This window comes from Neptunomonas phycophila, from assembly GCF_001922575.1.
Lineage (GTDB): Bacteria > Pseudomonadota > Gammaproteobacteria > Pseudomonadales > Balneatricaceae > Neptunomonas > Neptunomonas phycophila.
Map to the genome: position 1 here is coordinate 1,489,830 of NZ_MRCI01000001.1, position 12,434 is coordinate 1,502,263.

The following is a 12,434-nucleotide window of genomic DNA, read 5'->3' on the forward strand; positions in this document are numbered from 1 at the left end:
GCCTTTGACTGCAATGAGGTGGTTTTTGTTTCGGGCTAACTGCCTCATAGACAGAGTCTAAAATCATGGAGGAAATTACATGTCTTTTTACTATACGAGTTCTGGGTATTCCGGTTATAGCTGGTACAACTCTTACTGGTCTAAATATAAACATCACGATAATAAAAATGACGATTGGTGCTATACATCCATTGCTCCTGTAGCAAAAGATGATCCTGGTTCTAGCAAGTATTCTGCATTTTTAGGTTCTACTGGTAAATCTCAAAGCGTTAGTGATTGGAAGCTTGATGGTGTTTCAATTTCAGCAACTGACATTAACGGTAATAAAACACATGCTTCACTTATCAATTGTGAAGGCATTGGTGTTGATGCCGGATGTGATAAAACAGGGCAACTTGAATACAACGCTAAAACGGGACAATCTGAATCAATCACCATTAGCTTTGATCAAGTCTTAAACAAAGCAACGGTTGGTATCTCAAAGCTTTCAGGGAATGAAGGCGGTCATTGGGAAGCGTATTACGAAGGGAACCTTGTTACTTCTGGCGATTTTTACGGCAACAAAAATTGCTTCAAAGAGCTGAGCATCGATACGGGTGATTTAGTTTTTGATGAAATCGTTTTTACAGCGTCAGATAACGTTTATGGATATAAGTGTGACGTTTCCGACTACTTAATTAAGTACATTAGTGTTTCAGGTCCTGCTATTGCTGAAGATGCCTTCACCGTTCAAGAAAATGGCTCGTTGGCGTTAGATGCTAATACGTTAATAGCAAACGACTGTGATGATGACACTCCAATTAGTGATCTGGTAATCAGTGATTACACAGACGCAGTTAACGGCACTATCTCATTCGATGAAGCAAGTGGCCAGTTTACCTATGTTCCAGGTCCAGCATATGACTATTTAGCGGCGGGTGAGACGGCTACCGATACATTCACCTATGCGGTTAAAGACCCAGAAGGTAATGTGTCTAACTACGCAACTGTGACAATTACTATCATTGGTGAAAATGATGCACCTGTCGCGGCTGACGATACTTTATCTGTAGCAGAAGATGCGCCATTAGTTATCCAGCCTTCAGACCTTTTAGTAAACGACTCTGATCCAGAAGGTGATAACCTTACAATCACGGCTGTTGGTAATCCAAGTAACGGTACTGTTGTATTAAACGCGGATGGAACAATAACGTTTACACCCGCACCTAATTACTCAGGTCCTGCTACATTTGAATATACCGTAAGTGATGGTAACGGTGGCGAGACAACTGCAACAGTAACGGTCAATGTAACTCCTGAGAATGATGGGCCAGTTGCTGCATTTGATAATTTCTGGGGAATGGAAGATACGCCAGTTACGGTAACTCCAGAGCAAATGCTAGGAAATGACACGGATTTAGATGGTGATACACTCACGATCACTGAAGTGTCTAACCCAACGAACGGTACGGTTGTCCTTAACGCTGACGGCACCGTGACCTTCACGCCTGATGAGAACTTCAATGGCGAAGCGACGTACGAGTACACCATTACTGACGGTAACGGTGGATACGACACCGCTACTGTGACAATCGACTTTGCACCGGTTAACGATGCACCGGTTGCCGTTGATGATCAGCTGACAGGTGAAGAAGACACCACCATCACGCTGGATCCAGCAACGCTATTGGGTAACGACACGGATGTTGATGGCGATCCATTAACGATCACCGCCGTCTCTAACCCAAGCCACGGTACGGTAACACTGAACCCCGATGGCACAGTGAGCTTCACACCGGATCCGGACTACAACGGTCCAGCCACGTTCGACTACACAGTTAGCGATGGTAACGGTGGTGAAGATACGGCCACAGTGACCGTAGTATTCTCGCCAGTGAACGACGGACCGGATGCGGTTGACGACAGCTTCACGGGCGAAGAAGACACGCCATACGTCATGACGCCAGCAGCGATCCTTGGCAACGACACGGATCCAGAAGGTGACACGCTATCGATCACGGGCGTATCTAACCCAACGAACGGTACCGTTGTTCTGAATGCTGACGGCACAATTACCTTCACACCGGATGCGGATTTTGTAGGCGAAGCGACGTACGACTACACCATCACAGACGGCAATGGCGGTACTGACACGGCCACAGTCACCATCGACTTTGCTCCGATGAATGATGCTCCGGATGCAGTAGATGATGCATTCACAACGAATGAAGACACGCCACTGACACTAACGGCGAATGATCTATTAGGTAACGATAGTGATCCTGATGGCGATATGTTATCCATTGTTAGTGTAAGCAACCCTAAGAACGGTTCAGTCATTTTGAATCAAAATGGTTCTGTATTGTTCATACCGGCGGCTAACTTCTTTGGTGAGGCAACATTCGAATACACTATCACAGACGGTAATGGTGGGTATGACACAGCTGAGGTAACGATTACTGTTGCTTCTGTTAATGACATTCCATGCGCTACGCCAGACTCGTTCTCAGCAGAACCTGATCAGACAATCACTTTCCCTGCTTCTACTTTGTTAGCTAATGATGTTGATCCTGACGGCGACACTCTTTCCATCTTCTTTGTGAGCAATGCCACTAACGGTACTGCTACATTAAATGATGATGGAACGGTCACGTTTGAACCAACACCTGGTTATATTGGTGAAGCAACATTTGATTATATGGTCACTGATGGGAACGGCGGATACACTTCTACAACGGTAACGATCGATTACGATACAGCAAGCGATCAGATTATCTTTGGTGATGAGTATGACAACCTGTTAACGGGCGGTGCTGGTAACGACCAAATCTACGGCTGCGAAGGCGATGATATTATCTACGGTGGCGCCGGTGCTGATACCCTTGTAGGTGGTGAAGGAAACGACACCATATACATGGGCGATGACATGGACGCTGACACCTTAGTGACTAATTTCAAAGACCTTGATGGCTCGGATACGGTTTACCAATTTGGTGATGAAGACATCCTTGATTTTGCGGACTTGTTGCAAGGTAGCACAGGTGATCTATCTGACTACCTACACTTTGAGTTCACTGATGAGGGCGACACCATCATTGAAATTAGTAGTGAAGGCCTATTTGCTAACAACGGAACAGAAGATAACCACGACGCTAATGTCGACCATACAATACGTTTGGCCGATACAGAACTGGCATGTGGTTGTGCGGATGATTCTGTAATCATTGACTACTTGTTGGCTAATAATCAGTTACAAGTTGATTTAAGCTAATTAATTAGCGCAATAGCTGTAAAAGGGTCGGGATTATCTCGGCCCTTTTTCTTTTGTATTTAAAATGTCGTCAGCAGCTATCTGGTGTATAAAGAGGTTAAAAGTAACGCTCCAATGTCAATCCAATATAGTTATCATCGTCGATAGTGTAGAGCGGATCTTCTTTATCGTTCGCGTTAAAAATACGAGCATCAAGGCTTAACTTCCAGCTATTGCCAAGCCTTCGGCTCGCTTCTAACCCAAAACTGGTTGAGTGGTAATCTAAATCGTAAGTCAAACCCATGAGTACTTCTGTACTCTGAACGTCATTCATACCAAAGCGCACACCAATAGAAAGATCGTTTTGAAACAAGCGGCTGCTTTTTTCTCCATCACTATCCCAGCTATATTCGGCTAACATTCCCATATCAATGGCTGAGTTTGCGATGCCATAAAAGGTATATTCAAAACCTGTCTGAGTTGCCCGTAATGTATGTTCCTTGGTATCACGCCAGATACCTTCCGCTTTCCATAACCAATTGCCGGAGGTGTACTGTAGATCCCCACCTACTTGAGTCATTTGGGTGTAATAAGGGACCAACTTAAGCTCAGAACCCTCTAATTGGCTATTTAACACGACCTCACGGTTGGTCCCTTTAAACACATACGCCCCTAAATCAAAAGGCCCTGTGGAATGGCTCCAACGCAGTACTACATCGACATGTTTGTCTTTTTGGGAGGATTCATAAGTGGCATCATCGTTATCAATCACTATGGGGAGTCTAAATCGGCCATGAGAGCCTGCAGAAGTTTGTTCGCGAAAGCCGGGTAAAATATATACATCTAAAATGCCCATATCTCTTACTAGAGATAATTTTAATAAAGGTTGACCTAGTTTGTCCTCGCCATCAATGTCTTCTACAAAGTCTGTTTGGTTAATAACGTCTGATAGATGCTGAAACTCAGTCACGCCCCAAAATACTTGTGCAACACCTAGTTTTAGCTCCCAGGTATCAGCAACATGAAGCCAGTAGCCTTCTCGTAAATCAACATGTGAACGTTTACTGTCTTGCTGATCTACACGAAAGAAAGGGGTAATCACCGCCGCATCATACCCATTGTTCCATTGCCATGTGAAAGCGGGTTCCACAAACATAGAAACATTAGCCTTATAATTCTGCCCCTCGTAACGCCCATTTTGGTTGAACAACCGTAGTTCTGCACCAATGCGCCCCGATATATCAAATTCGATTTCTGTTGAGGCCGCTGTAGTTAATGAACTAGCAATTAGAATCGATAATCCGAGTAGGGGAGAAATTAGAGGCTTCATTATCGAGCTCTCTTTAATGCATTTTGGTTGAAATCACTGTCTGATAAACCTGTTTGAAACTGGAAGTTATCCCAAATCAAATCGGTACTTTTTCCAGTTTGGTGATTTACCATTTTCATGGTGTGGGGGCGCCAATGTTGGTCTAGGTATACCTGATAATTATCGTAGACCAGTGTCTTTAATAAGGCGTCCTTTCGATCATAGAATTCGATTTTATCCAGACGGTATTCTTGTGTATCGACCCAAGTAATTCGTTTGGTATAACCTGAATATTGATCAACAGGGTATTGTTCAACAACATAGCAGTTACCCAGTGAGCAAGGGCTGTCTTGGATGTACTTATAAGTATATTTGTTAACTTCAAACGAACTCATATCTTCAAATGAGAACTCTGAACCCATGAAAGGGCCAGACTTATTACGTGAGGCAATACGTTTAACCCGTTTAAGCGCTGGTAAATAAAGCCACTGATCATCCGGGCCTACCGCGTGAGAAAAACTAAGGAAGGCGGTCCCTTTTACGTCTAAAGGTTTGTCGAATAGAGTGAGGTTTTTATCACCATCATCAGGCTGTTCTAAGGCTTTTATCCGAATCTCACGAAGGCTTTCTTGTCCTTCACTGTTACGTAAAATCATTTGCATGCTTGCTTGCATGTCTTGCCAGCCTGCATCACTTTGCTTTGCAGCCGTGGCGATGGATAGGCCTTTTTCGGCGGGGGTTTGCGCATGGGCTGCAGGTGATGTTAAAAAAGTTAACGCACTAAACGTACACAAGATAGAGGGGGTGGTTAGTCGCTTCATAATCATGCTTGGCCTTTGTGTTGAGTGGTAGCGCTGCGTTTATCTATTTTTAATAGCAAGGGCGGTAAAAATAGAAAGTCGACAATTAAAGCCGCTACGAGTGTGATAGCGGTCAAAAGACCGATATCGGCATTAATTTGAAAAGTTGATTGCGCTAAGACAATAAAGCCTAGTACAAGAACAAGCGTAGTCACCCACAAAGCTCGTCCCACTCCTGCAAATGCATACTCGACTGCGGCTTCGGGTTTGAGCAGGCGTTGTTCTCTTGCGAGTTTATATTTAGTGAGAAAGTGGATAGTGTCATCCACCACAATTCCTAACGTCATGCTTGCAACCACCGATAAAGCCAGTCCCACTTGACCGCTGATAAAATACCAAACACCAAAGCCAATGAGTGCAGGAGTTAGGTTAGGCAGTAAGCTATAAAAGCTGTATCGAATAGAACGTAAGGCAAACCCGAAAAGAATAGATATTAAGAATAATGCAATAACCACCCCTTTAAGCATGCTTTCAATATTTCGTTGGCCAATATGAGAGAACATTAAACTGGGGCTTGCTAACGATACCTGCAGTTGGGGGGCATTTTCGGCAAACCATTCGTTGATTGTATGTTCAAAATTGACTTGCTCATTACTGGTCAAGTTCTTTAAAGAGATAACAATACGCGTTGAAGATTTATCGACATTAAGTTGATTGTTTAAATCCAACCCGTAAGGCAATGACATCTCGTATAAAAGTAAATACTGTGCTGACATTTCGCGTGTTTCTGGCAAGCGATAGTAGTCTGGATTATCAGCATGCATGTTTTGGTTTAGGCGTTTTAAAGTATCGGTTAAGGTGTTGACGTGATCCGTTTGGGGTTGCGCTCGGACCCAATCTACAAACCGCTCTGCAGTTACTAAAAAATCGGGATCGTTAACGCCGCCTGAAACACCAGAATCCATTGACACTTCGATAGAGGCTAAGCCGGTCAAGTGCTCCTGCATAAAATCTGATGCCTGCCTGAAAGGAACGTCTTCACTGAAATATTCGACGAAATTATCGTTGAGTTTATTGGCGGGTGCGAAAGCAATGATCGCTACTATGGCTAATGACAAGCCCAATAAAAGCGTTTTATGTTGACGTATTACAAAAGCTGATAGGTGCTTCATTAAACGACTATCCCAGCCAGATGCTTTTACTGGCTTAAAGGGGAGTAACATAATGAGGGCTGGCAGAAGCGTGATTGAGAACGTAAAAGCAAAAAATACCCCGATAGCAACAAAATTACCTAAATCTCTAAAAGGCGGTGAATCAGAAAAGTTCATGCTTAAGAAACCAATAGCAGTGGTCGCACTGGTTAGAAATACAGGGATAAAGTTAATGCGTATGCTGCTCAACATCGCGTTATAACGATTATGTAAGTGTTCGTGCTCTTGGTAAAAAGTAGTTAGAACATGAATACTATCGGCTACTGCAAGGGTGAGGATGATGATGGGTGCTGCAGATGATGGGCTGGTCAAATGAAAGCCTAACCAGCCAACAGTCCCCATTGTTGCTGCGATGGATGAAGCGATAATGATAATCGTGGCAATGGCACCGCTTATTGAGCGCAAAAACAGTAAAATGCTGAGTGCAACAATGGCAAACATAATGGGAATTAAAAAGCTAGAATCCTTCTCGGAAGCGGTTACAAAGCTGTGGTCCATCATTACAACCCCGGTCAGTTGAACTGATATATCGGGGTGTCTCTCTCGAATAGTATTAGCGATAGACTCAACGGAACGGATGACTTTTGGTTGTTCTACGGTGCGGTCGAGACCGGGCAGTTGAATAGTGACATTGACTAGGGTTACTTGACTGTCTTCAGAAATTAATCGACCTGCCAATAGAGGCTCTGCTTGAGCAATATCTTCTATTGTTTGTAAACGCTGCTCAGTAACTTGGTCTAGCTCAAGTACAAGGTCTTCTACAATGAGGTCATCATTTTCGGCATAAGTGTGTTGAAAATTGGTGATTGAATCGACACGGGTTGAATAGGGGATTTGCCATGCTTCATTCGTTAAGTCATGAACGGCACTAATAGCGTCAGGGGTAAAAATTTTGCCTTTTTTCGAGGAAATAACAAAAGCGACGTTATCACTTTTGCTGTAAATTTTTTGCATAGCCTCAAAAGTCTTTAACTCGGGATTGTCTGGGCTAAAAAAGACACGATAATCGCTTTTGAAAACAAGTTTAGAGGCACCAAACCCCGCGATTAGGGTAACCCCAATCGCAAGGATTACCACATGCCATGTATGTTTAAGACAATATTTGACGACTGTATCGATCACAAAAATCTCCGGACAAATAGATGAGTTCCGGGAAGGATCATTATGATTTTGAAGAGGCCCGGTAACTCCATACTTACATCACTATAGTAGATAGACAGATGTTTGCTGTTATTGAGTTAGCGGGCTGGGTGCGTAAATCTTGAGTTGATTTAAACTGATGTTTAATTAATTCGACGCTTTAGGCCGCGATCAGCCATGATGCGCGTCGAGATTTCTTCTATTGAAAAAGTAGTTGTGTTGATAAAAGGAATTTTTAAAGATTTAAATAACTGCTCACCAAATACAACTTCTGTTTCGCATTGCGTGAGTGAAGCATAACGGCTATTAGCGCGGCGCTCATGCCTTATGGCTGCTAGCTGAAATGGGTCGATAGTTAGGCCATACAGCTTATTTTGATAAGGCTTTAAGCAGCTAGGCAGGCCATTGCTTTCTAGGTCATCTTCGGTGAGTGGGTAATTAGCAGCACGCACACCAAACTGTAATGCCATATAAAGGCAGGTAGGCGTTTTCCCGCAACGGGAAACACCAACGAGAATAATATCGGCTTCATTGTAATGTCGGGTACGCATTCCGTCATCGTTATCTAACGCGAAGTTAACGGATTCTATTCTATTTTTATAACGCTGAGATTCTACAATGCCATGAGACTGGCCAACAGAATATCTAGACTTAATGCCAAGTTCGCTCTCTAAGGGATTGATAAAAGTAGAAAAAATATCTATTTTAATCGCTTCGCTTTGACTGATCAGTTGCCGTATATTCTCATCCACGATGGTATCAATGAGTATCGGCTTAGTACCATCTTTAATGTGAGCTTCGCGGACGGCGGTTACCACCTCATGTGCTTTTTCAATAGAGTCAATGTAGGGTAAAGTAATACGCTCAAAAACAATATCCGCAAATTGAGCCAGTAAACTGTTACCCAGAGCTTCTGCTGTAATACCTGTACCATCGGAAATAAAGAATGCCGTTCGTTTCATATATTGTTTCAATCCTCTTCTGGCACGACTATACCAAATGAGTCATATACCCCGACAGTCTGAACCATTGATAATTGCGTTAACGCACGAAAGAGAGCTCACAAAAAAAACAAATACCGGGCAGTTGTTACTGCAGTTACCCGTATGGGTATCGCGAAGAGTCATATGGAAAAGAACGCTACCGGACCCGTGGTTGCTAAAACTGATTGAAAACCAAAGGGTTGCTATTTTATACCCTGACTTGCCCAATGTGGCGGATCAACTCACTTCGGAGCGAGTAGATAATGGCCAAGAGATTCAGAGCTTTGACCATTTCATCGTTATCGATAGCACATGGCAAGAAGCTCGTAAAATAATGAACCGTAGCGCTTATCTGCAAAAATTGCCTAGAGTGGCACTACCAGAAAGCGAGCCATCTAAGTTTCATCTTCGTCGTAACCAAGTTGAGGGTGGGTTATGCACGGTGGAAGCGGCGATTAGTTTGATGCGGTGTGCACAGTGTGATCAGCATGCAGATCATTTAGAAATTTTATTTAACGATTTTATCAATCAAACGTCATGTTAGTCTGTTAGGTTGCTGAGCATTAAAATGTTGTTAATGATAGCTTCGGGCTGGTTGGGGTTAGCCGATTTGCTTGTGTAATTTTTCTATTTCGCAGCAAATTGCAGTATCCTATGTTCTCTATATACGTGCGCATCCTTAAAATAAGAGCACGCTTTTCGGTAGTAGGAGAGAAAGCTTTGCAAGATTATGTTTTGCGTCTAGATCAGGTTGGAATGTCTGATGTAGAAAAAGTGGGCGGTAAAAATGCATCGCTTGGTGAAATGATCAGCCAGTTAAGTACGGCAGGCATCAAAGTACCGGGCGGATATGCAACCACAGCACAAGCTTTTCGTGATTTTTTAAATGCTGGTAATCTAAAAAATAAAATTGATGATCTGCTCTCTTCTTTAGACACCGATGATGTAGTTGCCCTAGCCGAAACGGGTAAACAGATACGTCAATGGATTTTAGACAGCCAACTGCAACCCGACTTGAATGCAGCTATTGACCATGCCTACCAAGAAATGGCGTCCGGTGATGAGACCATGGCTTTTGCTGTACGTTCTTCTGCCACCGCTGAAGACTTACCTGAAGCGTCTTTTGCCGGTCAACAAGAAACCTTTCTAAACATACGTGGCCTGGCCAACATCAAGCAGGCAATTAAAGAAGTTTTTGCATCCTTGTATAACGATCGCGCTATTTCTTATCGGGTGCACCATAACTTTGAGCACAACGAAGTTGCTCTATCGGCTGGTATTCAGCGCATGGTACGTAGCGAAACGGCTGCTTCCGGTGTGATGTTTACTATGGATACAGAGTCGGGGTTTAACCACGTTGTATTCATTACAGCAGCTTACGGATTAGGTGAAACGGTCGTTCAAGGGGCGGTAAACCCTGATGAATTTTATGTCTATAAGCCAACATTAAAACAAGACGCTCCAGCTATACTTCGCCGTACCTTAGGTTCGAAAGCCATCAAAATGGTTTACCAAGAAGAAGGCTCAACAAAAAACGCAGTCTCAACAGTCAAAGTGCCCGATGCGCAACGCAATCGTTTTTGCATTAATGATAAAGATGTTCAAGCACTGGCCAAAATAGCAGTGGTGATCGAACAACATTATGGTCGACCTATGGATATCGAGTGGGCCAAAGACGGAGACGATGGTGAGCTGTATGTCGTACAAGCCCGCCCAGAAACTGTTCGTAGCCGAGATAACAGTAATGTTATGGAGCGCTATTTACTCAAAGAAAAAGGCAAGGTTCTCATTGAGGGAAGGTCGATAGGGCATCGTATTGGATCAGGGCCTGTCCGGTTGGTGTCGAGTATAAACGAAATGGAGAAAGTGCAGCCAGGCGATGTATTAGTCACTGATATGACAGATCCCGACTGGGAGCCTGTAATGAAGAGGGCATCGGCTATTGTGACAAACAGAGGCGGTCGAACCTGCCATGCAGCTATTATTGCGCGTGAACTAGGTATCCCTGCTATTGTGGGTTGCGGTGATGCTACTGAACGGTTATCTGATGGTCAGGTTATTACTGTATCTTGTGCTGAAGGGGATACAGGAAGAGCATACGAAGGGGCGCTTAACTTTGAGCATCAAACCAATAGTGTTGACTCAATGCCTTCTATTCCGTTTCAGATTATGATGAATGTTGGTAACCCCGACCGTGCTTTTGATTTCCAATCACTGCCCAATGCTGGTGTGGGGCTGGCGCGTTTAGAGTTTATTATTAACCGTATGATCGGTGTGCACCCTAAAGCGTTACTAAATATTGATGATCAGCCGCCCGCTATTCGTACGATTATTGAGCGTCGCAGTGCAGGATATGCAGGCCCAATCGATTTTTATGTAGAAAAATTAGTGGAAGGTATCGCTACGCTTGCTGCGGCCTTTTACCCAAAAAAAGTCATTGTCCGGATGTCGGACTTCAAATCTAATGAATATGGCCATCTTATAGGCGGAGATCAATACGAGCCTCATGAAGAAAACCCTATGCTGGGTTTTCGTGGTGCCGCACGTTATATCAGTGACTCTTTTAAAGATTGTTTTGATTTAGAGTGCCGAGCATTAAAGAAAGTACGTGATGAGATGAAGCTCACAAACGTTGAAATTATGGTGCCGTTTGTTCGTACTGTCGGTGAGGCTAAGCAGGTAAGTGAAATGCTAGCTGCCAATGGACTAGTCAGAGGTGAGAACGGATTACGCTTGATAATGATGTGTGAGATCCCCTCAAATGCTTTATTAGCTGACCAGTTTTTACAGTTTTTTGATGGTTTTTCAATTGGCTCAAATGATCTCACCCAACTGACATTAGGTTTGGATCGCGACTCGGGTGTTATTGCTCACTTATTTGACGAGCGTAACGAGGCCGTTAAAATGCTGTTGAGCATGGCTATTAAAGCATGCAAGGGACAAGGTAAATACATTGGTATTTGTGGGCAAGGCCCCTCTGACCATCCGGATCTAGCTCGTTGGTTAATGGAGCAGGGCATCGACAGCGTTTCACTTAATCCCGATACTGTTTTAGATACGTGGTTTTACTTAGCTGGCCAAAAACAGTAAAAAGCGTTGCACACTGTCCTGCAGTACAATTGAGCAGCATAAGTTGATCAATCATAATTGAGCAATGTAATAACACCATGGGCGCGACATGAATGACGCACTAAAAGGCATATCGATATTAGCTGTAACGGCAGTTTCTGTTGGCTGGATGCTTAACAGCGATAATAATTTTGAAATTGCTTTTTTAAAAGATGAACCGAGCGCGCAACAAGAAGCTATTGCTTTGCAAGATGCCATATTGCAAGGCGATGACCCCACACAAGTACAAAGCCCCACAGCAGCGGGCAACGGTCAAAGTCCAATGCCGTCGACTGGGTGTTTTCATGGGTTTGTTTCTACCCAGCAAGGCTCATCTGTTGAGCTGCATGAGGCACCTTACGTGGGCGTAGTACATGATAATGAACACATTTATATGCGTTTAACAGGCCAGCCCATTTACCTCAAAATGCCGCGTGATGATTACAGTGAAGCGGTTGTGCAAGAAGCGATGCCAGTAACGGCCGCTAGCGCCCTTGCCGATATCAAATCACCTATTGATGAATGCCAAGAAGCGCATGTTGTATTGCGCAACCTTGTTACGTTTTAACGGCTACTATATTTTCGCTTAATGCTTGTCGAGTTTGTCATTCATTCAATTAATATGATTTCAGATGACCCAAACGTAAAAAGGGA

At 43.7% G+C, this 12,434-nt stretch carries 8 protein-coding genes; 4 read left to right on the plus strand and 4 right to left on the minus strand.

Features of this window, described 5'->3' with window-relative positions:
- Window positions 1–79 precede the first annotated feature (79 nt).
- Window positions 80–3,250: a cadherin-like domain-containing protein gene (locus BS617_RS17995; protein WP_083609960.1), complete on the plus strand. Its 3,171-nt coding sequence runs from the start codon at window positions 80–82 to the stop codon at window positions 3,248–3,250.
- 97 nt (window positions 3,251–3,347) lie between these two features.
- On the opposite strand, the gene BS617_RS06855 is transcribed toward BS617_RS17995, so the two are convergent.
- The 4 genes from BS617_RS06855 to ppsR all read right to left on the minus strand — a co-directional run bounded on the left by BS617_RS06855 (window position 3,348) and on the right by ppsR (window position 8,651).
- Window positions 3,348–4,559: a hypothetical protein gene (locus BS617_RS06855; RefSeq protein ID WP_075172101.1), complete on the minus strand. Its 1,212-nt coding sequence runs from the start codon at window positions 4,557–4,559 to the stop codon at window positions 3,348–3,350.
- Window positions 4,559–5,359 (minus strand): outer membrane lipoprotein-sorting protein, encoded by an 801-nt coding sequence (locus BS617_RS06860; RefSeq protein WP_083610065.1) that lies wholly within the window; start codon window positions 5,357–5,359, stop codon window positions 4,559–4,561. Before BS617_RS06860 ends, BS617_RS06855 begins: the two co-directional genes overlap by 1 nt.
- Before the next feature lie 2 nt (window positions 5,360–5,361).
- Window positions 5,362–7,671: an efflux RND transporter permease subunit gene (locus BS617_RS18565; protein ID WP_083609961.1), complete on the minus strand. Its 2,310-nt coding sequence runs from the start codon at window positions 7,669–7,671 to the stop codon at window positions 5,362–5,364.
- 161 nt (window positions 7,672–7,832) lie between these two features.
- Complete coding sequence (gene ppsR, locus BS617_RS06870) at window positions 7,833–8,651, minus strand: posphoenolpyruvate synthetase regulatory kinase/phosphorylase PpsR (protein WP_075172104.1); 819 nt, start codon at window positions 8,649–8,651, stop codon at window positions 7,833–7,835.
- A 37-nt stretch (window positions 8,652–8,688) separates the two neighbouring features.
- On the opposite strand from ppsR, the gene BS617_RS06875 reads away from it, so the two are divergent.
- The 3 genes from BS617_RS06875 (at window position 8,689) to BS617_RS06885 (ending at window position 12,348) form a co-directional block, all read left to right on the plus strand.
- A complete protein-coding gene (locus BS617_RS06875; protein WP_075172105.1) occupies window positions 8,689–9,216 on the plus strand; it encodes a DTW domain-containing protein in 528 nt (175 codons plus the stop codon).
- A 176-nt stretch (window positions 9,217–9,392) separates the two neighbouring features.
- A complete protein-coding gene (ppsA, locus tag BS617_RS06880) occupies window positions 9,393–11,762 on the plus strand; it encodes a phosphoenolpyruvate synthase (RefSeq protein ID WP_075172106.1) in 2,370 nt (789 codons plus the stop codon).
- 88 nt (window positions 11,763–11,850) lie between these two features.
- Window positions 11,851–12,348 carry a hypothetical protein gene (locus BS617_RS06885; protein WP_075172107.1) on the plus strand — a complete coding sequence of 166 codons (498 nt, stop codon included), beginning with the start codon at window positions 11,851–11,853 and terminating at the stop codon, window positions 12,346–12,348.
- Window positions 12,349–12,434 lie beyond the last annotated feature (86 nt).

Coding starts and splice junctions, on each gene's coding strand:
- BS617_RS06875 (WP_075172105.1), top strand. CDS start 8,689: ATGAGTCATATACCCCGACAGTCTGAACCATTGATAATTGCGTTAACG.
- BS617_RS06860 (WP_083610065.1), bottom strand. CDS start 5,359: ATGAAGCGACTAACCACCCCCTCTATCTTGTGTACGTTTAGTGCGTTA.
- ppsR (WP_075172104.1), bottom strand. CDS start 8,651: ATGAAACGAACGGCATTCTTTATTTCCGATGGTACAGGTATTACAGCA.
- BS617_RS17995 (WP_083609960.1), top strand. CDS start 80: ATGTCTTTTTACTATACGAGTTCTGGGTATTCCGGTTATAGCTGGTAC.
- BS617_RS06855 (WP_075172101.1), bottom strand. CDS start 4,559: ATGAAGCCTCTAATTTCTCCCCTACTCGGATTATCGATTCTAATTGCT.
- BS617_RS06885 (WP_075172107.1), top strand. CDS start 11,851: ATGAATGACGCACTAAAAGGCATATCGATATTAGCTGTAACGGCAGTT.